Source organism: Streptomyces sp. NPDC002623 (assembly GCF_053592635.1).
In genome coordinates, this window is record NZ_JBSFWB010000001.1 from 451608 (window position 1) to 478523 (window position 26916).

Here is a 26916-nt window from a genome sequence, read left to right on the forward strand (position 1 = left end):
TTGCGGCTCCTTCACCGTCGTCGGTGCCGTCGTGGGGCACCTCGGAGGCCACGGTTGCGGACATCGTCGTGGCCTGATCACCGGACTGACGAGGCCTGGCCCCGCGTCGGTGCGGGAACCGTATCCCAATGTTCTTCCAGGTGGACCGGCCTGTGGATAACCCCGACGACGGCTGACGGCAGCGACGCGGACACCGGGATGGACGTGCGCATCAGGCCACCCTGACAAGGTCTGCGTGGCGCACTTCATGCGTCAGCGGCAACCCTTCGGCCAGCCGCTCCAACTCGTCGACGACGATGCGGCCGAGCCGCTCCAGCTCGTTGCCGAGGGACCCGGCGATATGAGGGGTGAGGAAGACGTTCGGCAACCGGTACAGCGGGGAGTCCGCGGGCAGCGGCTCGGGTTCGGTCACGTCCAGAACCGCGTGGAGCCGGCCGGAGACCAGTTCCTCGGTGAGTGCTGCGTGGTCGACCAGGGCACCTCGGGAGGTGTTGATGAGCACGCCGCCGTCGCGGATCAGGGCGAGCCGGGCCGGGTTGAGCATGTGATGGGTCTCGGGGATGTCCGGGGCGTGCAGGCTGACGATGTCGCTGCGCCGGAGCAGATCCTCCAGGGAGAGCAACTGCGCGCCTAGATCGGCGGCTTCGGCTGTGTCCACGTACGGATCGTGGAGGAGGACGTCGAAGTCGTACGGGCGCAGCAGTTCCAGGAGGCGGCGCCCGACACGTGAGGCGCCGATGACTCCGATCCGACGGCCGAGGTTGCCGATGGCCGCGGTCTCGGCTGCGGTCGGCTGAGCGTGGGTGCGACGGAAACGCTCACGGTGGACGAATGCGTCCTTCCCGGCGAGCAGGATCATCGCGAGGGTGTACTCGGCGACCGGGAGGGCGTTGCCGGTAACGGCGCTGGAGACGGTTACTCCCCGGTTCCACACGTCCTCGCCGACCAGTGAGCGGACCGAGCCGGCGGCGTGCAGGACCGTGTGCAGTCGGGGTGCCGAGGCGAGGATGCCCGCATCGAGGCGTGGGCAGCCCCAGCCGGTGATCAGGACCTCGGCGCCGGCAAGCGCCGAAGCGGCGGCGGGATCGGAGAAATCCTGCACGACGAGCGCAGGGTCGATCTCGGCCGTTCGCCGCAACCGGGCCACGAGGGGCGCGGGGAACAGCAGGGGTAGATGCACCGGATCCATGGCGAACACGGCCCTGGGCAACTGGGCGCTGGGCATGACTCTCCTGAGGTGCGTGGGAAACATTTTCTGAAAGCGTCTTCTACCGTAGATCTGGCGTGGAGACATGGTCAATCGCTCGGAGCGATCGCTGGAGCGGAAGTCCTTGCCCGGCGGATTCCGGGGTAACTGTCCTCTTCTGTCCGGCTGTTGAGCTGGCGATGAGGGTAGGTCTCGTCGTATATGCGTGCTGACGAAACCGGTTTCCGAGCCCCTGAGGGTGCGGGCTCGGGGAACGGAGAGATCCGGGTTGCTGGTGAGCGGGGCCACAACCGGTTGCTGCTTTCTTCGTCGAAAAGCGGACCTCGGTCAGCCGACCCCGGTGGCCCGATCCGGTCGGACCTTTCGAGGATCGGGATTCGGCCCGTGCGGTCTGATTTCCGCAGGTCAGATGGATGTCCTCAGAGTCCGACAGACGAGCCATAGGTAGCCGGAGAACGCATCCGAGCAACGCACAGGGTTTTCGAAAGTCCGCGAGGACCCTTGACGGGCTATCGGGAGCGGAAGAAGCTCTGGCCACTTGGTCGTAGCAACCGGTTCCTACCTGTTACTACGACGGCATCCGCGATCTGTCGGGCTCGCCTCCCCGAGCCCGGACATGCTCCAGCCCCGAAACAGAAGGCGAGGTCCGATGCGCCCCCATGCCGGTGCTCCCCCGAGTCGCCGCCGTTTCCTCGCCCTCGCGGCCGGCGGCGCGGTGGCCGGTTCGGCGGCGCTCAACGGATGTGCGATGCAGGTCTCGACCGGCGTGAGCGGGCCAGGTGAGACCGTCACGCTGATGGTCAAGCCCGACGACATCTCCCCGGAACTGATCAAGCAGGCGCAGAACGACATCGGCGTCAAGATCGTCACGGTCAGGTACGACATCACCAAGTTGATCGGGATGATGACCAATGGCAGCCCGCCCGACCTGGTGCGCGGCGTCGGAGCCGTGGACGCGCCCTACTTCGCGGCGCGGGACGTGATGGAGGAACTGGACCCCTACTTCGCGGCGAGCAGCGTCCTCAAGGCAGACGACCTGGACCCGGTCAACGACCTGTGGCGCTACGACGGCCGTACGCAGGGCAAGGGCCCGCGCTACGGCATGGCCAAGGACTTCTCGCAGGACTCCATGTACTGGTACAACACCGCGCTCTTCGACAAGGCGGGTGTCGACCTTCCGCCGGAGACCGAGCCGGTGACATACGAGCAGTGGCTGGAGAGTGCCAAGCGGCTCACCCAACGGAGGAACGGACAGACAACCGTTTTCGGCGGCAGTTACAACGGCGTCCTCACCCCCAACCTCCTCGCCAGTCTGACCGTGTCCGCCGGCGGCAGCCTCTTCAGCGACGACTTCTCCCGGGTCGACTTCACCACGCCCGAGGCCCGCAAGGCCCTGGGCTGGTACGTCGAATACTGCAGGGCCAGGGTCGGACCCAGCGTCATCCAACCGGACCCGAACACCTGGGACGGCCCCACCTATCAAGCGAACCGTATGGCCATGTCGAACTCGGGTTACTGGCTCGGCGGTCTGATCAACGGAGACGAAAAGCTGGCACCGCTTTCCCGACTCGCCCCGGCTCCGGTTTTCGAAGGCGGCGCGAGGATCAGCCCCTGCCAGGCCGGGACCGGCCTGTGGATGCCGAGAAAAGCACGTAACAAGGACGCCGCCTGGCGGGTCTTCGAGTGGTTCTTCGGCGAGGCCCCGGCCGAGGCGCGAGCCTCCAGTGGTTGGGGCATCCCCACCCTGAAATCCCTGCGGCATCTGATGCCAAGTCAGAAAAGCTATCAGCAGCGGGTGTTGGAGGTGCAGGAGGCGGAACTCCAGTACTTCTCGGTGATCGCCTTCACTCCGTACGCCACGGCGGACTCCCTCTACGCCCTCTTCAACCAGATCGCCCCGGCCGCGATGAAGGGCGACATGACTGTCGACACCCTCGCCGGACGGCTGAACTCGGCGATGAACAAACAGCTCGAACGCGGTAAGGAGCAAGTGGGATGACGGTTGGTCACATCGCGTCGGTGTCGGACCGGGCAGGCTCCCGGACGGGTTCTGACGGGGCTCGCGCCACGGTCCGGCCGCTGACTTCCATGACCACGCGCAGGCATCGGGCGTTCTACCTCTTCGCCTCGCCCTGGATCATAGGGTTTCTCCTGCTGACCATCGTTCCGATGGCCTATGCGCTGTGGCTGAGCTTCACCACGTTCGACGGAATCTCGCCCAATTGGCGTTATGTCGGCCTCGGCAACTACCGCGAACTGTTCGCAGACTCCCAGACCTGGGACGCTCTGCGTCGCACCGGTCTGTTCGCCGTGACCTCGGTGCCGCTGTCGATCGCCGCCGGGCTCGGGCTCGCCGTCCTCGTCAATCGGCCACTCAAGGCGCGCGGGCTGTTCCGCACGTTGCTGTATCTGCCGGCCGTGGTTCCTCCGGTGGGTGCCGGCCTGGCCTTCAAAGCGCTTTTCGACCAGAACTCCGGTGCCGCCAACGGTGTGTTGACCCTTTTCGGATTCGACGCCCTCGGCTGGCTCAACGACCCCTACGCCCGCTACGTCCTGCTGATGACCGTGCTGTGGAGTGCCGGAAACATCATGATCATCTCGCTGGCCGGGCTCCAGGACGTGCCTCGCGAACTCCACGAGGCGGCCCACCTCGACGGAGCGAGCGCCTGGCGGACCTTCCGCAGCATCACCGTGCCGCTTCTGTCGCCGGTTCTGCTCTTTCAGACGGTGACCGGTGTGATCGCCTCCGTGCAGACCGTCATGCCGTTGCTGCTGTCACCGGACGGCACCACGCAGGGCGTCACCGCGATCGCCCAGTCCAACTACATGTACATGATGCATGTGTTCGCCGATTACTTCGCACTCGGCCGCTACGGCTACGCCTCCGCACTGCTGTGGGTGCTCTTCGTCCTGATCCTCATCGTGACCGGACTCATCTTCAGATTCACGTCCGGCGTGGTGTTCTACAACGTCGACCCGGAGGCGAAGAAGTGACCGCCACCAGTCCGACCACCGGCCCCGCCACCGGTCTGCCGGCCACCTCCGCGCCCCGGATGCGGGTCCGCGCCAACCGCCTCGTCCTCTATACCGCTCTCGTAGCGGTTACCGGGCTCTTCACCGGACCCTTCGGCTGGCTCGTCCTCACCGGACTGAAGACCCCGGCCGAACTGGCCGCCTCGCCCGTCCACTGGCTGCCCGACCACTTCCAGTGGCGCAACTTCACCGACGCGTATCAGCTCATCGACTTTCTGGGCTACGCCCGAAACTCCCTCATCATCGCGACTCTTTACGCCACCCTCGTCACCCTCAGCTCTGCCTGGGTCGGCTTCGGTTTCGCCCGGCTGGACGCGCCCGGAAGGAAGATGCTCTTCGGCATCCTGGTCGGCTCGATGATGCTGCCCCAGCTCATCACCCTGTTGCCCACTTACCTGATCTTCGCCAAGCTCGGCATGGTCGACACCTACTGGCCTTGGGTGCTGTGGGGTCTGGCCGCCGCGCCCTACCTGGTCTTCCTCTTCCGGCAGTTCTTCGCCGGCCTGCCACGCGAGCTGGAGGAGGCCGCGATCGTGGACGGCTGTGGCTACACCGGTGTCTTCTGGCGGATCTTCCTGCCGCAGTCCTGGCCCGTGCTCTCCGCGAGCTTCGTGATCGCGTTCACCTGGACGTGGGGCGACTACATCGCTCCCCAACTCCTGCTCTCCACCGACCGGTCCACGCTCGCCGTCGCCGTCATGTCCACGTACGTCAACCCGGCGGGCACTCCCGCCACCAATCTCCAGGCCGCGGCCTCGGTGATGTACGTCGTGCCCATCCTGCTGATCTTCCTCGTCGCCCAGCGCGGCTTCGTCGCAGGGATGTCGACGTCCGGTCTCAAGTAGCCCGACGTTCGACGCCCCCTAGTAACCGCTTTCCGACCTGTTGCAAGGAGTCATGCATGAACACGCCCCTGTCCCGCCGTACCGCCCTCCAGGCGGCAGGCGCAACCGTGCTAGCGGTCGGCCTGTCCAGCGGTCTCACGGCCACGGCGGCTCACGCGGACGACGACAACTCCGCCCCGAAGCTGGTCACTTACCCGCGCCCGGCGACGCTGCCGACCAACACCGGTTTCAAGGTCCGCGTCCGCACCGCTCCCGACGGCGAGTGGCAGACCCTCGACATCTACCGGCCTCAACTGGAGGAGATCAACGCCACGACCGGTTCCGGCAAGGTCTACAACACCTCGATGGTCTACTTCGACTTCCGCGGCTCCGTGGAAGTGGAGGTCACCTACCTCAAGGGCGGCACCACCAAGGCCAGAGTGCGGCCGGACGCGCTGGGCATCACCCCTGAACTCCTCGGTGACACCCTGCGTTTCACCCTCAACGAGCCGCGCGACATCGTCGTCCAGATCAACGACGAGATCTTCGACTGTCTGCACGTCATCACCAACCACATCGACCCGCACCCGCCCTGCGCCGACGACCCGGACGTCATCTACTTCGGCCCCGGCGTGCACAAGGTCACCGGCAATGTCCTCACCGTGCCCAGCGGCAAGACCGTCCATCTGGCGGGCGGCGCCGTCCTGACTGCGCAGGTCTATTTCAAGGACGTCGAGAAGGCGGCCCTCACCGGTCACGGCATGCTCCACGCCGGCCCCGGGGGCATCCTCTGCGAGGGCAGCAAGAACATCCGTGTCCAGGACGTCATCATCATGAATCCGAACGGCTATGCCGGCACCTTCGGCGAGAGCGAGAACGTCCACATCAGGAAGGCCCGTTCGTTCAGCTCGAAGGGCAATGGAGACGGTTTCGACGTCTTCTCCTCGACCGGGATCGTCTTCGACGGCTGTTTCATGCGCAACTCGGACGACTGCTTCGCCATCTATGCCCACCGCTGGGACTACTACGGCGACACCCGCGACATCACCATCCAGAACTGCACCCTGTGGGCGGACGTCGCGCACCCCATCAACGTCGGCACACACGGCAACACGGACGCCCCCGAGATGATCGAGAACCTGGTCATCAAGAACCTCGACATCCTTGATCACCGTGAGCCTCAGATGGGGTACCAGGGGTGTATCGCCCTCAACCCCGGTGACTCCAACCTGATCAAGAACGTTCGCATCGAGGACGTCCGGATCGAGGACTTCCGCCAGGGCCAGGTCATCCACATGCGGATCATGTACAACACGAAGTACAACACCTCGGCCGGCCGCGGCATCGAGGATGTCTACCTCAAGAACCTCAGCTACACCGGCACGCACGCCAACCCGTCGCTCTTCCTCGGCTACGACGCCGAACACGCCATCAAGAACGTCACCTTCGAGAACCTGGTGATCAACGGGCAGGTCATCGCCGACTCGATGAAGAAGCCCAGCTGGTACTACACCACCGACGCCATGCAGTGGTTCTACAACGAGCACGTGCTGAACCTGAAGTTCCTCACCACCGCCGAGGCGGAGGCGGCAGCGCAGTGAGCCCGATCAGCCGCCGCGGACTGCTGGCCTCCTCCACCGCAGCGCTGCTTGCGGCGGGCACCAACACCCTGTTCGTGCCCGCGGCTCGAGCGGTGGCGGGGACGACGAGCGGCGACGGGCCCGCCTTCGCCTTCACGCACCCAGGGCTGCTGCACAGCGCGGCCGATGTCGCCCGTATGAAGTCCGCCGTCGACGGCCGACAGTCGCCTGTCTACGACGGCTATCTCGCGCTCGCCGCACACAGTCGATCGCAGACTGCATACACCATTCAGAACACGGGCCAGATCGCCTCCTGGGGCCGCGGCCCCGCCAACTTCCAGAACCAGGCCGTCGCCGACTCCGCAGCCGCCTATCAGAACGCCCTGCTCTGGGCTGTCACCGGCGACCGTGCCCACGCCGACAAGGCTCGCGACATCCTCAATGCCTGGACGGCTTCTCTCACCGTGATCACGGGAGCCGACGGCCCGCTCGGCACCGGTCTACAGGCCTTCAAATTCGCCAACGCGGCCGAACTGCTCCGCCACACCGGCTACGACGGATGGGCGGACTCCGACATCGCGCGCTGCGAGGAGTCCTTTCTGAACGTCTGGTATCCGGCAGTTTCCGGATACATGCTCTACGCCAACGGGAACTGGGACCTGACGGCTGTTCAGACCATTCTGGCCATCGGTGTGTTCTGCGAGGAGCGAACCCTGTTCGAGGACGCTCTTCGCTTCGCCGCGGCCGGTGCCGGCAACGGCAGCGTGGCCCATCGTGTCGTCACGGGGGAGGGGCAGGGCCAGGAGTCGGGTCGCGACCAAGGTCATGAGCAGCTCGCTGTCGGCCTCATGGGCGCCGCCGCCCAGGTCGCCTGGAACCAGGGCGTCGACCTGTGGGGATACGACGGCAACCGCATACTGGCCAACGCCGAGTACGCCGCCCGCTACAACCTCGGCGGCGACGTCCCCTTCACTCCCGACCTCGACCGCACCGGGAAGTACATCAAGAAATCGGTTTCAGCGACCGGACGGGGCAACCTGCCTCCGATCTACGAGATGTACTACGCCCACTACGCGGGAGTCCGCGGCCTTGACGCCCCTTATGCCCGGGCGGCCGTGTTCCGTGGCACAGGCGGTGCCCGAGTAGTCGAGGCCAGCAACGACGACCTGCCCGGCTGGGGCACCTTCGCCTACGCGGGCGCGACCGCCCCGACCTCGACCGTTCCCGCCCCACCGGCCGGTGTCACGGCAGTGGGCGAGGCGCGAGCCGTCACTGTGTCCTGGCTGCCGTCCGCCTGGGCGACCGGTTACACGGTCCTACGTGCCTCGGCTCCCGAAGGTCCCTACGAACAGCTCGCGACCGGGGTCGGGGAGCCCGGGTTCACCGACGCCGGCGTGCACGCGGGACGCGTGTATCACTACAGGATCGTCGCCTCCAACTCCGCTGGGCGGAGCGGAAGTTCGACTGCGGCTTCGGCCGCCGCCGGGCTGCCCCGGCCCTGGTCGACGACCGATGTCGGGGCCGTCGCGATCGCCGGCTCGGCCGCCTTCGACGGCGAGCGGTGTCTGCTGGAGGCCTCCGGCAGCGCGGACGCCCACCGCCTCGTGCACCTTCCCCTGCGTGGGGACGGTTCGGTCACCGCCCGGATCGTGTGGCCGCTCAGCTCTCAGTACTCCAGGATCGGCGTCACGGTCCGTGCCTCCCTCGCCCCGGACGCAGCTCATGCCTCGATGCTGATCCAAGGGCTGCCGCTGCACACCTGGAGCGGCGTGTGGACCGTACGGCCCACTGCCGGGGCCCCCGTCTCGGCGACCGGGAGCACGCCCGTGCCTCCCTCCCAACAGACGGCGATCACCACCAAGGCGTCGTTCCCGATCTCAGATCTCGGTGCGCTGCCGGAGTCCGCGACCCCGATCGAAGCCCCGTACGTGGAAGGTGCCGGCGACGGGTATCGGCTGCGCGCGCCGTACTGGGTGCGGGTGACCCGGAAGGGGCGGCGCTACACCGGCTCCATCTCTGCAGACGGTATGCAGTGGACCGTGGTCGGAACGTCGGAGGTCGACGGTATGCCGCATACTGCATACGCTGGCCTCGCCTTCACCTCCTCCCTCGGCGTCGACGAGACGTACGCCGAGACAGGTACCGGCGCATTCGACAACGTCAGCGTCGCCGGTGCCGACGGGGACGTCTGGTGCACACCCCGCCCCACGCGTACCGCCCCCGACCTGCGCGCCGCGGCCGGCGGTGACGGCGTCCGACTGACGTGGACCGACCCCGACCTCTCCGCCCGCTACAGCGTCCTGCGCGCCCCGCGCGCCCATGGCCCCTACCGGGCGATCGCGACCGGCGTCGGCCCTGTCGGCTTCGGCACGCGCATCAGGTACACCGACGTGAGCGGCGCTCCCGGGACGACGTACCACTACGCCGTGACCAAGACCAACTCCTCGGGCCAGGGCCCCCGTTCGGAGCCGATCAGCGCCCTCGCGCCATCCGTCTCCTCGACAGCCGGCGCGGCGACGCCCGCCGAATTCACGCCCCTTCCCGCCCCGTGGACATTCGGCGATCTCGGTGACGTCGTCCTCGATCGACGTGACTACGGAACCCTCGGCGTCGTGGCCGTCCTCACTCCCGGCGAAACGGTCTACGACGGCGGGACGTTCGTGGTGCGCGGCGCGGGATCCGACCTCAACGTCAACTCGCAAGGGATGACAGGTCAGTTCGTTCGGCAGCCCGTCGTAGGGGACAGCGAGATCACCGCACGCCTGCTCTCCCGAGAGGGGGCGACGGCCGACAGGGTCGGTCTGCTGATGGCCAAGTCCCTGTCACCGTTCGATCAGGCGGCCGGTCTGATCGTCACCGGCGGCACGACCGCGCAGCTCATGCTGCGGCCCACGGTCGCGGGCGCTTCCGTCTTCTCGGGCACGACCAACGCGCAGCTCCCCCTGCTCTTGCGGCTGAAACGCACGGGAACCGTTTTCGCCGCCTCCGTCTCCACCGATGACGGCGTCACCTGGACACCCCTCGCAGAGGGCTCGGTCCCCGCTTTCGGCGACGCCCCCTACCACGTGGGCCTCGTGGTCTGCTCCCGCAGTCCGCTGACCCTCGGCACCGCACGGTTCGGCGAGGTGATCGTCACCTCGGCATAGCCAACCCGGATCCCCCACGGATCCGTCTCACGATGGGAGCCGCACCCCATGAGCCGCACATCCCCCCACCACCACAACGATGTGAGCCGCCGCGGTCTGCTGAAGACCGCCGGAGGTCTTACCGCCGCACTCGCCCTGGGCGCGGGCGTCGCATCCGCCGCCGCTACGGCGAGTGCCGCGCCCGCCGCCTTCACCCACCCGGGAATGCTGCACAACGCCGGTGACATCAACCGCGCCAGGGTCAGGGTCGCCGCGGGCACCGACCCCTGGCTGTCCGGCTGGAACAAACTGACCGCCAACGCCCACTCCCAGTCCACCTGGACGCCCAGGGCGACAGCGACGATCATCCGCGGTGGCACCGGCGAGAACTACGGCCTGCTCTACAACGACATCGCCGCTGCCTACCAGAACGCCCTGCGCTGGCGCGTCGGCGGCACCGAGGCCAACGCACAGTGTGCCGCAGGCATCCTCAACGCCTGGGCGACGACACTGACTTCGGTCACCGGCAATGCCGATCGATTCCTCGCCGCCGGCCTCTACGGCTGGCAGTTCGCCAACGTGGCCGAGCTCATGCGGGACTACGACGGCTTCGATCTCTCCGCCTTCCAGGAGATGATGACCAACGTCTTCTACCCGCTCAACAACAGCTTCCTGACCAACCACAACGACGCCTGCATCACCAACTACTGGGCCAACTGGGACCTGTGCAACACGGCCTCCATCCTGGCCATCGGGATCCTCAACGAGGACTCCGCGAAGTACGACCAGGCTGTTTCCTACGCCAAGTCAGGGGCAGGAAACGGTTCCATCGCCCATGCCGTGCCCTACCTGTACACCGACGCGGGCGGCTACGACCTCGGCCAGTGGCAGGAGTCAGGGCGCGACCAGGGACACACCGTCATGGGGATGGGGCAGATGGGCGCGATCTGCGAGATGGCCTGGAACCAGGGCGACGACCTGTACTCCTACGACAGTAAGCGGTTCCTGAAAGCCGCCCAGTACGTCGCAAAGTACAACCTCGGCAACGACGTGCCCTTCACCACCTACACCTGGGGCAGCGGGCAGAACTGCGCGCAGAATGCGCAGACCGTCATCTCCGCCTCGTCCCGCGGGCAGGTCCGCCCGGTGTGGGCGATGCTGCACTACCACTACAACCGGCGTCTCTATCTGGACGACAAGTACATCTCCCAGATGTGCTTCTCCATCGCCCCTGAGGGAGGCGGCGGGGACTACGGGTCCACCAGCGGCGGCTACGACCAGCTCGGTTTCGGCACCCTGATGTACGCCAAATAGCCCTGCTACAGGCTCGTGCACCGGAATACCGTGCGCTGTTGTGGTGCTCTGGTGTTACCGGTGCGCGAGCGCGGCGAAGGGCTGGTGAGCAGGTGGCAGCAGACCAGACGAGTCCCGTGGGCGAGGGCCAGGCGGAACCCGACCCGGATCCCGTCGTCAGGACCCCGTACGGGGCGGTACGCGGGAGATACGAGCACGGCATCGCTGTCTTCCGGGGGATCCCTTACGCGGCACCCCCCTTCGGACCCCGCCGCTTCCGGCCACCCGTGCCGCCCGAGCCCTGGGGCGGGGTGCGCGATGCGGGCGTCTTCGGTCCGACGCCGCCGAAACCGCCGTACTCCGATGCCTTCGCCCCGTATCTGTCCGACCCCGTCGTGCCGGGCGACGACTGTCTCAACCTGAACGTCTGGACGCCCGAGCCCGGTCCGGGTGCTCGGCTGCCCGTCCTTGTGTGGCTGCACGGCGGTGCGCTGACCAGGGGGTCTTCAGCCGTGCCCGTGTACGACGGACGTGGCTTCGCCCGCGATGGAACCGTTTTCGTCTCGATCAACTACCGACTGGGCGTGGAGGGCTACGGACTGTTCCCGGACGCGCCGGCCAACGCCGGACTGCGTGATCAGCTTGCCGCGCTGGAATGGGTCCACCGTTCGATCGGGGCCTTCGGCGGTGACCCTGACAGGGTCACCCTGGCCGGACAGTCCGCCGGTGCCATCAGCGTCGGTGCCCTGATCGCGGCCCCGCAGGCGCAGGGACTGGTCCGGCGGGCCGTCCTGCAGAGCGGACCGCCCGAGGCCATCGAGCGGGACAAGGTCCGGCGCATGGTGCGCCGTATGGCGGCGCGGCTGAAGATCCCTGCCACCGCCGAGGCCTTCGCCGCCGTCGACCGGGACCTGCTGCTGCGCACCCAGGCCGACGTGGGCAGGCTCGGCAGTCCCGTACTGGGCGGGCCCGCCTTCGGCATCGTCGTCGACGGCGACCTCGTCCCGTGCGACCCCCTGGAGGCCCTCGTCGGCGGGGATGCGGCACGCGGCATCGACCTGCTCCTGGGCTGGACCCGCGACGAGTACCGGCTCTGGCTGGTCCCGGGCGGCCTGCTGGAGCACGTCGACCGGCTGGGGCCCGTCGCGCTCGCCGGCGCGATGGCCCGCTGCCGCTGCGGCCACGAGGTGCCGCGCGGCTACCGGGCACTGCACCCCGAGGCCGGCACCGCGGAGATCGTCGGCCAGATGGTCACCGACAACCTGTTGCGTCTGCCCCTGCAACAGCTGGCCGACGTCCGTCCCGGGGCGTCGTACGTGTACGAGTTCGCCTGGCCGTCGCTTCGGCCCGACCTCGGTGCCTGTCATGCCCTCGAGCTCGGCTTCGTCTTCGACACCGGTGCGACGCCCGAGTCCGCGAAGCTTGCCGGGGACGGCGCTCCGCAGGAGCTCGCCGACGCGATGCACAGGGCGTGGACGCGGTTCGTCGCGACAGGTGATCCGGGCTGGGAGGCCTGGGGCGCAGCCCATCCGGTGCGTGTCTTCGGCGAGGTCGACAGCGGACCGTATGAGGGAGACGGTATTTCGCACGAGGTCGACTGCATGTCGTATACCGCATACGGTCTGCGTGATCGTGAGCTGGCCCTCTGGACGATGGAGGCGAAAGGCGGCCTCTCGGGCCAATCCGTCGGCGAGGCGGCGACACCGGACCCATTGTTCGCCAGAACCGTGCGTGCCACAGAGCTGAGATCGGCGATGCGCCGACTGCGCCGGGCCGGAGGAGTGCGGGGCCGCTGACCGCCGGGTCACCACGCCGCGAGGGAACGTGGTGTCCATCCGGACCCGTGTCACCCCGCCGATGGCGAGCCATACCAGTTCCCGGTCGTGATGCGTACCGGTCGTGATGCGCCTCTGCCGTTGTCGTGGCAAACCAATCGCTTCACCTTGCGGCCGAGGAGCCCCTTCCGACGCCCACGACCGAGTCCCGCACCACCACGTGCGTGCCCAGCAAAAGGTGTTCGCCCGGTGCATCGGGGGAGCGGCCCAGCACCGTACGGACGGCGAGGCGGCCCAACTCCTCGTAGGGGACGTGGACCGTGGTCAGGGCGGGACGCAGGTCGCGGGCGAACGGAATGTCGTCGTAACCGGTCAGCGACACGTCGCCCGGCACGTCCAGGCCCGCCTCGTGAAGCGCGGCCAGGGCACCGACCGCGACCATGTCGGTGGCGGCAACGACGGCCGTGAAGTCCAGGTCCTGCTCCAGGGCCCGGCACAGCAGGCGATACCCCGAGTCTCGTGTGAAGTCGCCGTGCAGGATCAGCGCCGGGTCCACGTCGATGCCCCGCTCGCGATGCGCTGCCTTGTAACCGCTTTCCCGCCCCAGTGCCGTGGTGTGGTCCGGCTTGCCTCCAAGGAACAGCACTCGCCGGTGCCCCTGCGCCAGGACGTGCGCGACCATGGCGAACGCACCGCCCTCGTTGTCGTACTCGACGACCGTGACAGGTGCCTCCGGACCCAGTGGCGGGCGTCCGCACAGGACGAGCCGGGACCCGGCGCCCGCCAGCGAATCGGCGATCCGGCGAGTGCGCTCGCGGTACTCCGGCGTGTCGGCGGCACCACCGACCAGGATGACGGCGGCGGCCCGTTGGGCGCGCATGGTCTCCACGAAGTCCAGCTCGTGCCGGACGTCCCCCTCCGTGCTGCACACCAGGCACAGGTGGCCGAGCCGATGCGCCTCGCGTTCCACGCCGTGCGCCATGTGCGCGAACGACGGCCCGGTGATGTCCTCCAGCACGAAGGCCAGCGTCGGCGTCCCGGCGCCTGCGACCGCTTTGGCGCGCGCGTCGGCGACGTAGTCCAGCTCGCCCACCGCCCGCAGCACTCGCCTGCGGGTCTCCGCGCTCACCGGGTACACACCGCCGAGTACCCGGGACACGGTCGACGCGGACACCCCCGCACGGGCCGCCACATCCCGGATCGTGCTGCGTACCGCGTCCACGGACTTCCTCGTCATCCCCGCCCTCCCCTGGGACATCCGGCAGTAACCGGTTTCCCGAGCGGAGGCTAGCAGCGGCGGGCGCGTGGAAAGAGGCTTACCTGGAGGTCAGCGTCCGGGCGATCGACGCGACAGCCTCCGGACCGACCCGGCAGCAGCCGCCGATCAGCCGGGCTCCCGACTCTTGCCAGCCTCGGACCTGTTCGGGGGTGAAGGTGGCGCGGCCGTTCCAGGCGCGGGCCTGCGCGTCCCAGACCTCGCCGCTGTTCGGGTAGACGACGACAGGTTTGCCAGTCACCCGCGCCGCGGTCGCCACGGCGACGTCGACGTCCTCGGGTGCACAGCAGTTGATTCCGACCGCGATCACCTCGTCCGCGTCGGCGGCCAGGGCGAACGCCTCCTCCAGCGGTTGCCCGGCGCGAGTACGGTCACCGGCGATCGAGTACGAGAGCCAGGCCGGCACACCGAGACCGCGCACTGCGCGCAGCAGAGCCTCGGCCTCGTCGGCGTCGGGAACCGTTTCCAGCGCCAACGCGTCGGGCGCGGCGGCAGCCAGCACCTCCAGCCGGGGACGGTGGAAACGCGCCAGTTCCTCGACGCTCAGCCCGTAGCGACCGCGGTATTCGGAACCGTCAGCGAGCATCGCCCCGTACGGCCCCACCGAGGCGGCCACCCACAACGGGTGCGCGACCCCTTTCTCCCGAGCCTGCCGGGCTGCCTCCCGGGCCAGCTCCACGCTCAGCGTGAGCAGCCGGGTCGCCTCCCGGTGGTCGATCCCGCGCTGCGCGAAGCCTTCGAAGGTGGCTTGGTAACTGGAGGTGATCGCCACGTTCGCGCCGGCTTCGAAATAGGCGAGGTGTGCTTCGGTGATCGCCTCGGGCCGCTCGGCGAGCAGCCGTGCCGACCACAGCTCGTCGCTCAGGTCGTGCCCGGCGGACTCAAGCTGGTTCGACATGCCGCCGTCGAGGACGACGGATCCGGCGGCGAGAGCCGTGGCGAGAGAAGTCTCCGCGAGCGGGGTAGGGGTGTCGCTGGTCATGCCACGACGCTAGTCGAAAGCGGCGGAAGACAGCCCGATGCGTCCAGTGAATGAACGGATCGCTCACGATGCGGGATGTCGGTTTCGGTAACGCTTTCCCTCACCCACGCTGCTGCTCGCCGCCCCCTCACCTGGCCTCGCCTCACCATCGAGATCTTCACGCACGTGTGACTGGGTGGGCGCAAGGTGTCTGGGGAGGGCGTGGAGTTCCGGAAAGCGGCGGAGGTCGCCGCTTAGGCTGAAGGGGTGACCACACAGGCCTCGCCCATATCGAGGACGAGTCGCGTGAGATCTTCGGCAAGCGGACGGGACCGGTTCTTCTGGCATCCCTCACGCACAACGAGTCGTTCCTCGACATCTTGGAGAGCCTCCCGCGCGCCTTCAGCCCCCTCGACCTGTGGCCGGCGAACGTTCGTGCGGAACGGTGTTGACAGCGTCGTGTTGGACTGCGCCTTCGCCGGCGAGGTGCGCTCGGCGAGGGCCTCGGAAACTACCTCCCGGACTCTCTTCTCGACCTGTTTCTGCCCGTTGCCTCGCTCTGTGTGCACGCGCGGCGGCTGCCTACGATGCCTACCTGCGAGTGGGCCGCCGAGGCACGCATGCTGGCCCCGCGCTGGGTTTCTCGCAAGCACCGAGCGGCAGCTGACGGAACGTCATGACAGAGAGACGACCGCGGACATTGGCGACCGCGGACGGGGGGAGGGCAGCCAAGCGGATGCTCAGCACCACCTCCCGCGATGGGCCATCGCCCGTGAGTCGGGTCATCGCCCGTGCGCCGAGTGCCGTCCGCCTCGACGCCGTCCTCCGCCCCGCGTTCGCTTGGTCGCCGGGACCAGTAGTGCACCGAGCAGCCCGGCGGCCAGGACGTACGGCCACCAACCGAAAGCGCCACTCTCGGCAGAGCCGACGTTGCGCGCTGCGTCGGTCACGGAATCCGACGAGGCTCGCCCGGGCGCGCTTGCCGAGGGGCTCGCGGTCGTCGCCGTCAGGACCACGTCGTTGCCGTCTCCGGCCTTGTAACTGATCCGGTAAACGGTGTCGGCGAGTTTCACCTCGGCACCCTCGCGCAACCCGTCGAAGGTGCCCGTGATGGGTGTACTACCGGTGTGGTCGAGGACGGTGACTTCCCGCGCAGGGGTCTTCCCGGTCTTGGTGCCAACGTAACTGGAAGCGGTATGAGTACCGGTCGAGCTGGAAGACTTTCCGGAAGCGGTACCAGGACCTGGCGCCGTCGCGGATGCGGCTTCCGTGCCTGCCTCCGTCCTTGCGGCCCTCTCGACACCGGACAGGTCGAGCCCCCCGCCCAAGGTGACCTTGCCGTCCACCTTCAAGGGCGTATTTGCCAGGACGAGTTGACCCTTGTCGTTCTGCGTGTAGGCGCCGGCCACCGTCAGCCCGCCCGTGACCACGCCCTCGTTCGTCACGGCGCCCTTCACTGTGCCCTTGCCGCTTAGTGTGCTCATCACCCGCAGCGCCGAGCCGCCGGTGTCCAGCCGCGCCCCCGCCGACGTCAGCAGGATCGCCCGGCTGTTGGCGAGCGTCGCTCCGCCCTTGAGCGCGAGCGTTCCCTGCTTGACCGTCGTCGTTCCGGTGTAGGTCACGGCGGAGCCGGTGAGGGTCGTCGTCGCAGCTCCGGACTGGACGAGCGAGCCGCCGCCGCCTAGTCGGGACAATGAGAGCGCGTTTCTTGCGTTGTGCACGACGAGCGTGCCGTCGTTCACGATGCGGCGCCGGTCCGTGCCGGTGAGCAGGGAACCGTCTCCCTGCGCCGACCCCAGCCGCAGGACCGCTCCCTTCTTCACGGTTGTCGAACCGTCGTAGTACTGCGCGGCTGCGAAGGTGACGTCGTTGCCCTTGGTCCCGGCTATCACGACGTCGCCGGCACCGGGCGAGGCCAGCGTGTCGTGATACTTGCCGCCCCCGATCGGCGCGCCCAGGGTGACCGGCCCGTTGTAGTCGAACGTCAGCAGGGAGCGCCGTCCGCTGGCTTCGTGCAGATTGATGTAAACGGTGTCTTTTGTTCCCGGCATGAAGATCTTGTGCGTCGTGCCGTCGCCCCACTGCACGTTCGCACCCTCGATGTTGGTGCCACGCTTGTTCAACTGGTGTGGAACCGAGCGCCAGTTGATGTCCGGATCGCTGAGCGAGGGCGCGGTGTCGCCGCCCTGGTCGCTGTAGCTGTACTGCCCTGTGAGGACGACCTTGCTGCCGGGTCGTGTGTGGACGTTGACGTCGCTGCCGTACTCCCGCTGGTAGAAGTCCTGCCGCAGCGTGATCGTCTGATACAGCGGGGTGTCGATGATCCAGGAACCCTGGTTCAGGATCGCCCGGATGTTGGGCAGCGACACCGGATACTCGGGGCGGCCGACCGCCATGCCGGTGCCGTTGTCGATGACCCCGGAGAAGGGGTGTGTGCCCGCCAGGTCGAGCGTGCCCCACATGTTGCGGGGCTGGGTGACCAGGCCCGACCCGCTGATCGTGCCGATGTTGAAAGTGCGGGTCAGCGACAGCCGTAGGGTCCCGTCGACGCGGACGTTGAGCTGGTTGAGCTGATACCCGGGGGTGTCGTAGGGGAAGTGACCGATCAGCCCTGTACCTCCACCGGTGCCGTACTGCAGAGTCGTCCCGCGCTCCACTGTGATCGCGGGCGGGTCGGGGTTGCTGACCGTCGTGTAGGGATGGTTTCCGCCCTGTGTGCGCACCACCTGGCGCCGACGTGACTCGGGCAGGGTGAAGTCGCTGTCCTTGCTCAGAACGAGCGTTCCGCCGCCGCGCACGGTGAGCGTTCCCTGACCACGGAAGACACCGTCGTACGTCGTCGCCCCGGCCGGCACGGTGATCACAGTGTCGCCGGTGAGCGTCACGTCCCGGTTGGCGAGGACGTCGGCGGTGACGTCCCTGGCTTCGACGGCCATGGCCGGGGGAGCGGTGGCCAGGAGGGCCGCGACGGCCGCAAGGGCGCCGGCGGCTGCGGCTGAGGTGTGGAGATGACTGCGCACGCATCGGAGACGCGCGGGCACGCCGCTGATAACAGAAATTCGTTCCCTCCGAGAGTCCGTCCCGGCGTCCCGCGGCCCAGCGGACCGCGCTCCCGCCGGAAAACTCCGGAAAGGGCTTTCCATCAAGTCCCGTCAGACCCGTTGACCTGCTCGTAACACACCCTTACCTTTTCGGCGTTCGTCATTCCACATCTCGTTCGCAGTTCCGAACGCCCCTCGCTCGAGAGGCAACCGCGTGTACCCCAACCCGCTCGTTCCCCACCGCGCAGACCCCCACGTCCACCGCCAGGAAGACGGTTTCTACTACTTCACGGCCACCCACCCCGACTACGACAGGATCGTCCTGCGTCGTTCCCCGACGCTGGCGGGACTCGCCGCCGTTTCCGAGTCCGTCATCTGGAGGGCGCACCCCACCGGCGACATGGGCGCGCACATTTGGGCGCCGGAGCTCCACCACGTCGACGATGCCTGGTACGTCTACTTCGCCGCGGCGCCCGCCGAGGACCGATGGGCGATCCGTGTCTGGGTCCTGGAGAACACCAACTCTGATCCCCTCCAGGGCTCTTGGACGGAGAAGGGTCGCATCGAGACGGCCTGGGACACCTTCTCCCTCGACGCCACCACCTTCACCCATCGCGGTGTCCAGTACCTCGCCTGGGCGCAGCACGATCCCTCTCGCGAGGGTCACAACACGGCGATCCTGTTGTCCGCGATGGCGGACCCTTGGACACTGACCAGTCATCAAGTTGTGCTCTCACGCCCTGAGTTCGACTGGGAGTGCGCTGGACACAAGGTCAACGAGGGGCCGTACGTACTCCGACGCCACGGCCGGATCTTCCTCACCTACTCGGCGAGCGCCACCGACCACCGTTACTGCATGGGCCTGCTGACCGTCGACGCCGACGCCGACCTCCTGGACCCGGCCGCCTGGTCCAAGTCGCCGGTGCCGGTGTTCGCCACCAGTGACTCCGCCGGTGTGTACGGGCCCGGCCACAACTCGTTCACGGTGGCCGAGGACGGCGAGACCGACGTGCTGCTCTACCACGCCCGTCAGTACCGGGAGATCGACGGCGATCCACTGAACGACCCCAACCGCCACACCCGGATCCAGACCTTCGGCTGGAACCCGGACGGCACCCCCGACTTCGGCGTCCCCGTCGCCGACACCGTGAAGGAGAGTGCGTGAGATGAGACGTGCGTACGCAACCCTGCTTGCCCTCTGTCTGGCGCTGGCAGGCGCCCTCGCCACCGCGGGACCGGCCCACGCCGCACCCGTCACCATCGCCAACGGCACCCAGTTCGCCGACACTTCGGGCAGCCCGGTGCATGCCCACGGCGGCGGGCTTCTCAAAGTCGGTTCCTACTACTACTGGTTCGGCGAGAACCGCAATGCCGACAACACCTTCCGCTACGTGGACGCCTATCGCTCCAGCGACCTCAAGAACTGGGAGTTCCGCAACCACGTCCTGACCCAGTCGAGCGACACCGAGCTGGCCACCGCCAACATCGAGCGCCCGAAAGTCATGTACAACGCCTCCACCGGCAAGTTCGTGATGTGGATGCACAAGGAGAACGGCACGGACTACAGCGAGGCCCGGGCGGCTGTCGCCGTCTCGGACACCGTCGACGGAAACTACACCTGGCAGGGCAGTTTCCAGCCGCTGGACCAGTACATGTCCCGTGACATCACGGTCTTCGTGGACACCGACGGCGCCGGTTACATGATCTCTGCAGCCCGCGAGAACTACGACCTGCAGATCTACCGGCTCACCGACGACTACACCGGTATCGCAAGCCTGGTCGCCGACCCCTGGCACGGAGGGCACCGCGAAGCCCCGGCGCTGTTCAAGCGGAACGGCGTCTACTTCATGCTCACTTCGGGCGCGACCGGCTGGAGCCCCAACCAGCAGCAGTACGCGACGGCGACCTCCCTCGCCGGCCCCTGGTCGGCGATGACGAACGTCGGCGACTCGACGACGTACGGTTCCCAGACCGCGTACGTCCTTCCCGTCCAGGGGACTTCGGGCACCTCCTACCTCTACCTGGGCGACCGCTGGGGCAACTCCTTCGGCGGAACCGTCAACGACTCCCGTTACGTCTGGCTGCCGCTGACCTTCCCGACGTCCACCTCGCTGTCGATGTCCTGGTTCCCCGAGGTCACCGTCGACACGGCCGTTGGAACGGTTACCGGCACGAGCGCCACGTACAACACTCTGATCGCTCGGCACAGCAGCAAGTGTGCGGACGTCACGAGCCAGTCCCTCTGGGCAGGAGCCCAGATCAAGCAGTACGACTGCAACGGCGGCAACAACCAGAAGTACTGGTTCAAGTCGGTCGGAAGCGGTTACTACCAGTTGGTCGTCAGGAGCAGCTCCCTCTGTGTGCAGGAGAACGCGAGCACGGTCAGCCAGGAGAACTGCAGCGCGACGGCCATCAGCCAGCAGTGGTCGCTGATGACCTCGGGCAGCTACGTGAATGTCGTGTCCCGCGCGAGCGGCGAGTGCCTGGACGTGAACGGCGCGTCCACCGCCAACTCCGCAGCCGTCATCACCTACACGTGCAACGGAGGAACCAACCAGCAGTGGACGCGCGGGACCTGATGTCTCGTCAGGCAAGCAGGTCGATCGCGTCGATCGACGTGCCCGCGCTGAGATAGGAAATCGACCCCGAACCGCTCACCACGTTGATCTTCAACACGTTGTACTGACTGGTGTCCGTGAGCCAGGCGCTCGCAGGGACGCTGTAGGTGAACGTGTAGTTGTTGCCCCGGTAGGAACCGTTCGTCAGCGACCGGGTGCTCGGCTGGGTGGGCGGGGAGGGGATGGCGGAGGTCCAGGCGTCGTTCACGACGACCTGAGGACGTCCGTTGGCGTAGGCCGTCGTCACGCCGATGCGCAGGGTGTGCGCGGCGGCGGCCTGGGCCGCGGTCAGCCTGAAGTACACGAGCAGACCGCTGTTGACGTCCTTCCAGATGTAGCAAGGGAACGCCGAGGTCTCGCTGCCGCTGCCGATCACCACGTTGCCGGTCCAGGCGGCCGCCCGTACGTCCGACGGGTGCGCGTACGTCATGAGATCGGCGTTCTTGAAGCCGCCCGGAGTACCGGTCCAGTCGTTGATCCGCCAGATCGCGCTCGCGTTGCCCGGGTCGTTCGAGGACGGGATGGCGATCGAGTTCAGCGTCGTCGTCCCGCCCGCGGACACCGTCACCTGTGTACTGTATACAGCCAGCTCGCTCTTGTAGACGGTCAGCGTGTACGTCCCGGGCAGTGCCCCCGCGATCGAGAAGTAGCCGTCGGACGACCGGGCTGAACCCCAGTACTGAGCCGCCGAGTTGGCGAGCCCGACTGTGTACGGGTAGGCCGTGTTGCGCCCGGTGATGCCGACCCCCGCGACCCGGCCACGGCCGCTTGCGCTGACGTATCCGGAGATGCCGAGCGAGTCCGCCCAGGACGTGGTCAGGGTTCCCGGGAACAGCGACGACGAGGGTGCGCCGCCATCGGTGAAGGCGATGACATAGGGACCCTGGAGGCCGAACCGCTGCTCCTCGGTCTGGTTCTGGCCGTAGTACAGAATCTCGTACAGGCCGCCGCCGTCGGCGCTCTGATGGCGTAGGAGGGAGCGGTAGAAGGGGCCGCCGGAAGCCTTTTCATGGTTGCTGCGCACGATCCACAGACCGACGCTGCCCGTCGTCCAGCCGATGTAGTTGTAGTCGATGACGCGCAGCTTGGAGTAGTGCTTGGAACGGGTCTGGCCGTCGGACTTCGCGAAGACGTCAGAGGCCTCGATGGTGCTGGTCGTGTAGGTGTAGGAGTCGGGCTCGTCGTTGAGGAACAGGCCTGCTTTGACGCGCACGATGTAACGGGTTGCAGAAACGGACGTGTCGGCCTTGTTGGTCCACAGGTAGACGTTGTTCTCGCCGCTGCGGGCCGCGTAGTAGTGCTTGAGCGTGCCGTGCGTGACGGAGATCAGGATCGTCGAACCGGACTGCGTGATCGTGACGGTGGAGCTGCCGAGTCCCGACTCGATGTGCGAGTTCATGCCGCCGTAGCCCTGGTACTCGGTGCCCCGGTAGACCAGCGAGGTCAGATCGCCGGTGGTCTTGCTGACCTTGAAGACCAGATTGGCGCCGGTGTCGACGACGTAGTTCGAGCCGTCGTCGGTGTAGCCGAAGGCTGCCGCGACGGCCGGGGCGGCGAGCGGCCCGGCGAGGGCGGCCGATCCGGCGGCGGCCGCGGTGCCGAGGACGAAGGTGCGGCGTCGGACCGGCCTGGGGCTCTCGGTTCCGGACATGGGGGTGCCTCCTTCGGAGAGGTGTGGGGGTGCGGGTGCCTGAGAGAGTGACAGTTGAATCGATTTCGCGAAAGGGCTTTCGCTTGCTGGAGGTTGGCAATCTTGTGAAATTGGTCCAAGGTCTAGAAAGCGCTTGCCAGAGGATGTACGGTCCAGCCGCCAGCCCCTGTTGCCGTGACGGAGGAGCCGCAAGTGAGACGTTTCAACATCGCCGTGCTGGCGGCGCTGACCCTGACCGCCGGTCCGACGGCCGTACCCGCCGCCGCTCACGCCCACGGCGGCCGCGCGCCCCTCGGCATCGACAACTGCGCCGCCACCGCCTGCCACTTCGACGTCCCGCCCGGCACCTACGACGTGAAGGTCGTCCTCGGCGGCGACTCCGGGTCGAGCACCGTGGTCAGTGCAGAGACCCGGCGCGCTCTGCTCCCCGAGACCGCTGTCGACGCCGGCGAGCGCATCACCCGCAGCTTCACCGTCGATGTCCGCAGCCCCGAGGGCGAGCCGACGGGAGCGGACGGCACTCCCGGCCTGGACCTGGTACTCGGCGGCTCGGCGCCTGCCCTGGCCGACATCATGGTCACCCGCGCCCGGCACGCCCGGCAGATCTTCCTCGTAGGCGACTCCACGGTGTGCGACCAGCCCGCCGACCCGTACACCGGGTGGGGGCAGCAGTTGCCGCAGTACCTGCGCAAGGGGGTGTCGGTCGCCAACTACGCCGATTCCGGGGAGAGTACGGTCACGTATCTGGGGAACCCGCGACTCTGGGAAACAGTCCGGCCACTGATCCGCCCCGGCGACCTCGTTCTGGTCCAGCTCGCTCACAACGACAAGACGACCGACGAGGCGACGTATCGGGCCAATCTCGAGACGCTGGTCGCGGGAGTGCGGGAGAAGGGCGGTCGACCGGTCCTCGTGACCCCCATCGTGCGCCGCTGGTTCAACGCCGACGGCACGCTGAACAATGGAACAGCCCTGTTGGTCAACGGACTTGGCGTCGATCATCCGGGAGTCATCCGCTCGGTGGCCGCCGCGCAGGACGTTCCGCTCATCGACCTCACGGCCAAGACCAAGGCGCTGGTGGAGTCCCTGGGCGTGGAGGGCTCCAAGGCGCTCTACCTCTACAACGAGAAACGCGACAACACGCACACATCCGTGAACGGAGCCACGGTCTACGCGGGTCTGGTCCGCGATGAACTCGTCGCCCAGCATCTGGTGCCGAGAGGCACTGCGCGGGTGGGATGAACGCCTGGGGGCGCCCCGACCGGAACCGGGACGCCCCCAGGTCCTGGTCTCCCCAGGCTCAGACCCGGCCGCGAACGAAAGAAACAGCAGATGCACCTGCCTTCGCCCGACACCGCACGCAGCCCCCGCACCGGCTACACCCGCGCCCACTGGGAGGCGGCCGCCGACGCCCTGCTCTCCGCGGTAGAGCCGTACGCCACTGAGGATTACGCTCTCTACCACTTTCCTGGCAGCCGAGAGAGCTGGTCGGGGCGTCTCTCCGACGGCCTGGAGGGATACGCCCGCACTCTGCTGCTGGCTGCCTTTCGCCGCGACGAGACGGCGCTGGAACGTTACGCAAACGGTCTCGCGGCCGGTGTCTTCGGCGTCTGGCCCCGCATCGAGGACCGCGGTCAGCCCCTCGTCGAGGCCGCGTCGATCGCCCTCGCCCTGCGACTGACCCGGCCGCTGCTCTGGGACCGCCTCGACGACGGCGTGCAACAGCGCGCGGCGGCCTGGCTCGGCGATGCGCTGACCGCCGAACCCTGGCCCTGCAACTGGGAGCTGTTCCCGGTCACGGTAGGCGGTTTCCTGGAATCGATCGGCCACCAGCCTGAGGCCTCCCGCAAGGCGATCGACCGCGGTCTGGAGCGCATCGAGCAGTGGTACGTCGGCGACGGCTGGTACACCGACGGCGCCGGCCGCGCCTTCGACTACTACAACGGCTGGGCGATGCACCTCTACCCGGTCCTGCACGCCTGGCTGGCCGACGACTCCGACCTGCTCACCCGCTACGGCGGCCGACTCGAAGCCCATCTCGCCGACTACGCCCGCCTGTTCGGCGGCGACGGAGCCCCCATGCGCCAGGGCCGCTCCCTCACCTACCGCTTCGCCACCACCGCACCCCTGTGGCTGGGTGCCCTGACCGGCCACACCCCAATGGCCCCCGGAGAGACCCGCCGTCTGGCCTCGGGCGCGTTGAAGTACTTCCTGGAACGGGACGCGGTCGACGAACGAGGCCTGCTGACCCTCGGCTGGCACGGCCCCGACGAGTCGGTCCTGCAGGGATACTCGGGACCGGCCTCCCCCTACTGGGCGAGCAAGGGTTTCCTCGGTCTGCTGCTTCCGCCGGAACACGAGGTGTGGACGGCGCAGGAGGAAGCCGGACCTGTGGAACGGAAGAATGCGGTTACCCCGATTTCCGCTCCCAACTGGCTCCTGCAGTCGACGAGTTCTGACGGTCTGGTGCGCCTGCACAACCACGGCAGCGAGGACGTCCGCTACGACCCGTACTACACGCGGTTCGCCTACTCCACGGTGACGCGGCCGATGGACTCGCCACCGGACAACGCCGTCATGGTCGACGGCGACCCGCATCGCGAGGGCATCGCTCCCCTCGGGGTGGGGAAAGGCTGGGCGGCCTCCCGCTACGTGCTGAACTCCGGTGCCGAGGTCACCAGCCTGGTGGTCGCCGACGGCGCGGTGGAGGTGCGAGCGCATCTGGTGGCCGGCGCGGTGCCGGGAACGGAGGTGCAGGTGACGGGCTGGGCGCCGGTGGAGAGCAGGGACGAGCACGAGGACGGCGGTCTGCGGGCCGACCTGGTGCCGGTGCACGGACTGACGGGCACCTCCCCGCTGTCGGGTGCGGTGGGGGACGGTCCCGCCACGCTCTTTGTCGCGCTCGCCCGTCTCACCGCCGAGCCGGACCCCCTGCCCCTCCGGGAACTGGTGTCCGTGGAGGCGCAGAGGGTGGTGTCCGACAGCACTCGCGGCGCTTACGACCTCATCGTCCACTGGCGGACGGGTGCGGAGTCGCATTTCCGCTTCACGGCTTCAGACGAGCGATCCGCAACGTGGTCGTGGTCGGTGAAGCCCCGGTGAGCGCCTTCGCATAGGTCGGCGTCACGGGGGTGTACGCCCAGGTCAGCGTCCCGTCCTTGAGGACCGCGATGTCGCCGGTGATACGGGTGCTCACCACGGTGTCCGCGCTCTGGAACTTGCCGTTCCAGTCGACGAGACGCAGGTGGGTGCCCGTGAAGGTGCCGGTGCAGGTCCCGCTCGCGCACTTCGCGCTCTTCAGGGACTCCCAGGAGACGAGCAGACGGTCCTTGCCGTACGGCGCGACGTGGACGTTGACGTTCTCCGTCCCGACAGCACTGGTGAGATACACGGCCTTTCCGGGACCGGAGTTGCGGTTCTTCATGAAGGCGAGTGCGACCTGATGAGTGCTCGTCTTCGGCTTCACCGTCCAGCCGCGGCCGCTGGCGTCGTCCGGGTTCTTCTTCGCCGAGGCGGCGCCACGGGAGGCGAAAGCGGTTGCGTAACGGCCGGTGGACGACTTAACGAGGTCACCGGTGCGGCCGGGGAAGGTACCGCCGCAGTACCCGGCCCAGCACTGCTCGCGCTGCACCACCGGAGCCGTGTCCGGGGCACCGATCCCCGTAGACACGAACAGCCCCGAGCGCCAGTCGTCGAAACAGACGGAGGTGAAGGCGCCGGAGGTCTCGGCATGCAGGGCGATGCCCTCGTTATGGCTGCAGCCCCAGCTCCAACCACCGCTGAGCTTCGCCCCCTTGGCGCTGACGTACGCCATCTTGTCCCCGTAGTGGCCGTCGGCGAAGCCGCCGGCTCCGTGCACGACGAAGTACGCGCCGTACTTCGTGCCGTTCCAGGTGAGCTGTCCGTCGAGCAGCGGGGCGGTGTCATGGGAAGCGGTACCGGTGAGTTTCGTACGGAAGGTCTGCTTGGCACCCGTGTACCGGACGATCGCGGCCGCCGTCTCCTTCCACTTGTTCGTGTCGGCGACGCGGGTGAGCAGTGCGAAGCCGTCGTTGTGCGCCACGAGGCCGCCCACCTCCTTGGCGTCCTTGACGACCGTGTCGGCGCCCGAACGCTTCCCGGCTGCGGTCAGCGGGGTGACGTGGACACCGTCCGCCGCGGGCCAGGCGACGCGGAGCGTGCCGTTCGGGGCCACCGCGGTGGTCGTCCGCGTCCACTCCCGCGTGTTGTTGTAACCGGCCGACAAATAGGGGAACTTGGCGGCGAGCGTGACGGCCGTCGTGGTGGGGGTGAGCTTCGGGGAGGTCGTCGCCGCCCCGGCGGTGGCCCACCATGCGCCGGCGAGCAGCCCGGCGGCCGCGAGAGCTCCGATCGCGGGCTTGCGGGCCGCGCGGATACGGCGATGGCGCGTCGTGCGTCGTGCAGATGTCATGGCCTGTGGTTGCCGCGGGGTGGCGGAAGGTTGCCGTGCCGCAGCGAAACTTGTGAAACCGAGGTGACAGACGTGGCCGGGGAGGGTGCTGGGGGCCTGG

The 26916-nt window shown here is 67.8% G+C and carries 17 protein-coding genes; 11 read left to right on the forward strand and 6 right to left on the reverse strand.

The genetic code is table 11. The features are described 5' to 3' along the window. Nucleotides 1-211: 211 nt before the first annotated feature. Entirely contained in the window at nucleotides 212-1225 is a 1014-nt protein-coding gene (locus tag ACWD4O_RS01820; protein WP_451276399.1) for a hydroxyacid dehydrogenase, read from the reverse strand. A 631-nt stretch (nucleotides 1226-1856) separates the two neighbouring features. Between ACWD4O_RS01820 and ACWD4O_RS01825 the strand changes: the two genes are divergently transcribed. The 7 genes from ACWD4O_RS01825 (at nucleotide 1857) to ACWD4O_RS01855 (ending at nucleotide 12858) form a co-directional block, all read left to right on the forward strand. Continuing rightward, entirely contained in the window at nucleotides 1857-3206 is a 1350-nt protein-coding gene (locus tag ACWD4O_RS01825) for an extracellular solute-binding protein (protein ID WP_451276401.1), read from the forward strand. After that, complete coding sequence (locus ACWD4O_RS01830) at nucleotides 3203-4201, forward strand: carbohydrate ABC transporter permease (protein ID WP_451276403.1); 999 nt, start codon at nucleotides 3203-3205, stop codon at nucleotides 4199-4201. The genes ACWD4O_RS01825 and ACWD4O_RS01830 overlap by 4 nt, the downstream gene beginning before the upstream one ends. A gap of 59 nt (nucleotides 4202-4260) precedes the next feature. After that, nucleotides 4261-5085, forward strand: coding sequence for a carbohydrate ABC transporter permease (locus tag ACWD4O_RS01835; protein WP_451276729.1), 825 nt, complete (start codon nucleotides 4261-4263; stop codon nucleotides 5083-5085). A 56-nt stretch (nucleotides 5086-5141) separates the two neighbouring features. Then, nucleotides 5142-6665, forward strand: coding sequence for a glycosyl hydrolase family 28 protein (locus tag ACWD4O_RS01840; RefSeq protein WP_451276405.1), 1524 nt, complete (start codon nucleotides 5142-5144; stop codon nucleotides 6663-6665). After that, nucleotides 6662-9790, forward strand: coding sequence for an alginate lyase family protein (locus tag ACWD4O_RS01845; protein WP_451276407.1), 3129 nt, complete (start codon nucleotides 6662-6664; stop codon nucleotides 9788-9790). Before ACWD4O_RS01840 ends, ACWD4O_RS01845 begins: the two co-directional genes overlap by 4 nt. A 48-nt stretch (nucleotides 9791-9838) precedes the next feature. Beyond that, nucleotides 9839-11083, forward strand: a complete 1245-nt coding sequence (locus tag ACWD4O_RS01850; protein WP_451276409.1) for an alginate lyase family protein — start codon at nucleotides 9839-9841, stop codon at nucleotides 11081-11083. A 92-nt stretch (nucleotides 11084-11175) separates the two neighbouring features. Further along, complete coding sequence (locus tag ACWD4O_RS01855) at nucleotides 11176-12858, forward strand: carboxylesterase/lipase family protein (protein ID WP_451276411.1); 1683 nt, start codon at nucleotides 11176-11178, stop codon at nucleotides 12856-12858. A 142-nt stretch (nucleotides 12859-13000) separates the two neighbouring features. Here the strand turns inward: ACWD4O_RS01855 and ACWD4O_RS01860 are convergent, their stop codons facing one another. The 3 genes from ACWD4O_RS01860 to ACWD4O_RS01870 form a co-directional block, all read right to left on the reverse strand. Next, nucleotides 13001-14074 carry a LacI family DNA-binding transcriptional regulator gene (locus ACWD4O_RS01860; RefSeq protein ID WP_451276413.1) on the reverse strand — a complete coding sequence of 358 codons (1074 nt, stop codon included), beginning with the start codon at nucleotides 14072-14074 and terminating at the stop codon, nucleotides 13001-13003. A 79-nt stretch (nucleotides 14075-14153) separates the two neighbouring features. Continuing rightward, nucleotides 14154-15095 carry a homocysteine S-methyltransferase gene (gene mmuM, locus ACWD4O_RS01865; RefSeq protein ID WP_451276415.1) on the reverse strand — a complete coding sequence of 314 codons (942 nt, stop codon included), beginning with the start codon at nucleotides 15093-15095 and terminating at the stop codon, nucleotides 14154-14156. Nucleotides 15096-15856: 761 nt separating this feature from the next. Beyond that, nucleotides 15857-18094, reverse strand: a complete 2238-nt coding sequence (locus ACWD4O_RS01870; RefSeq protein WP_451276417.1) for an autotransporter — start codon at nucleotides 18092-18094, stop codon at nucleotides 15857-15859. 235 nt (nucleotides 18095-18329) lie between these two features. Between ACWD4O_RS01870 and ACWD4O_RS01875 the strand changes: the two genes are divergently transcribed. Both ACWD4O_RS01875 and ACWD4O_RS01880 read left to right on the forward strand, forming a co-directional pair. Continuing rightward, entirely contained in the window at nucleotides 18330-19280 is a 951-nt protein-coding gene (locus ACWD4O_RS01875; RefSeq protein WP_451276419.1) for a glycoside hydrolase family 43 protein, read from the forward strand. 1 nt (nucleotide 19281) lies between these two features. Continuing rightward, nucleotides 19282-20694 carry an RICIN domain-containing protein gene (locus ACWD4O_RS01880; protein WP_451276421.1) on the forward strand — a complete coding sequence of 471 codons (1413 nt, stop codon included), beginning with the start codon at nucleotides 19282-19284 and terminating at the stop codon, nucleotides 20692-20694. A 7-nt stretch (nucleotides 20695-20701) separates the two neighbouring features. Here the strand turns inward: ACWD4O_RS01880 and ACWD4O_RS01885 are convergent, their stop codons facing one another. Continuing rightward, nucleotides 20702-22384: a rhamnogalacturonan lyase B N-terminal domain-containing protein gene (locus ACWD4O_RS01885; RefSeq protein ID WP_451276423.1), complete on the reverse strand. Its 1683-nt coding sequence runs from the start codon at nucleotides 22382-22384 to the stop codon at nucleotides 20702-20704. A 192-nt stretch (nucleotides 22385-22576) separates the two neighbouring features. Between ACWD4O_RS01885 and ACWD4O_RS01890 the strand changes: the two genes are divergently transcribed. Together ACWD4O_RS01890 and ACWD4O_RS01895 are read left to right on the forward strand one after the other, a co-directional pair. After that, nucleotides 22577-23626 carry a rhamnogalacturonan acetylesterase gene (locus tag ACWD4O_RS01890; protein ID WP_451276425.1) on the forward strand — a complete coding sequence of 350 codons (1050 nt, stop codon included), beginning with the start codon at nucleotides 22577-22579 and terminating at the stop codon, nucleotides 23624-23626. Nucleotides 23627-23716: 90 nt separating this feature from the next. Next, nucleotides 23717-25486 carry a DUF2264 domain-containing protein gene (locus ACWD4O_RS01895; RefSeq protein WP_451276427.1) on the forward strand — a complete coding sequence of 590 codons (1770 nt, stop codon included), beginning with the start codon at nucleotides 23717-23719 and terminating at the stop codon, nucleotides 25484-25486. Here the strand turns inward: ACWD4O_RS01895 and ACWD4O_RS01900 are convergent. Next, the gene (locus ACWD4O_RS01900; RefSeq protein WP_451276429.1) at nucleotides 25431-26816 is read right to left on the reverse strand and encodes a hypothetical protein; all 1386 of its coding nucleotides are present in this window, start codon (nucleotides 26814-26816) and stop codon (nucleotides 25431-25433) included. The genes ACWD4O_RS01895 and ACWD4O_RS01900 overlap by 56 nt on opposite strands. Between the last annotated feature and the right edge of the window lie 100 nt (nucleotides 26817-26916).

Bases quoted from the DNA above. Each gene is read 5' to 3' on its own strand.
- ACWD4O_RS01820 (WP_451276399.1), bottom strand. From the start codon at position 1,225: ATGCCCAGCGCCCAGTTGCCCAGGGCCGTGTTCGCCATGGATCCGGTG.
- ACWD4O_RS01900 (WP_451276429.1), bottom strand. From the start codon at position 26,816: ATGACATCTGCACGACGCACGACGCGCCATCGCCGTATCCGCGCGGCC.
- ACWD4O_RS01840 (WP_451276405.1), top strand. From the start codon at position 5,142: ATGAACACGCCCCTGTCCCGCCGTACCGCCCTCCAGGCGGCAGGCGCA.
- ACWD4O_RS01825 (WP_451276401.1), top strand. From the start codon at position 1,857: ATGCGCCCCCATGCCGGTGCTCCCCCGAGTCGCCGCCGTTTCCTCGCC.
- mmuM (WP_451276415.1), bottom strand. From the start codon at position 15,095: ATGACCAGCGACACCCCTACCCCGCTCGCGGAGACTTCTCTCGCCACG.
- ACWD4O_RS01835 (WP_451276729.1), top strand. From the start codon at position 4,261: ATGCGGGTCCGCGCCAACCGCCTCGTCCTCTATACCGCTCTCGTAGCG.
- ACWD4O_RS01895 (WP_451276427.1), top strand. From the start codon at position 23,717: ATGCACCTGCCTTCGCCCGACACCGCACGCAGCCCCCGCACCGGCTAC.
- ACWD4O_RS01880 (WP_451276421.1), top strand. From the start codon at position 19,282: ATGAGACGTGCGTACGCAACCCTGCTTGCCCTCTGTCTGGCGCTGGCA.
- ACWD4O_RS01885 (WP_451276423.1), bottom strand. From the start codon at position 22,384: ATGTCCGGAACCGAGAGCCCCAGGCCGGTCCGACGCCGCACCTTCGTC.
- ACWD4O_RS01830 (WP_451276403.1), top strand. From the start codon at position 3,203: ATGACGGTTGGTCACATCGCGTCGGTGTCGGACCGGGCAGGCTCCCGG.
- ACWD4O_RS01850 (WP_451276409.1), top strand. From the start codon at position 9,839: ATGAGCCGCACATCCCCCCACCACCACAACGATGTGAGCCGCCGCGGT.
- ACWD4O_RS01860 (WP_451276413.1), bottom strand. From the start codon at position 14,074: ATGACGAGGAAGTCCGTGGACGCGGTACGCAGCACGATCCGGGATGTG.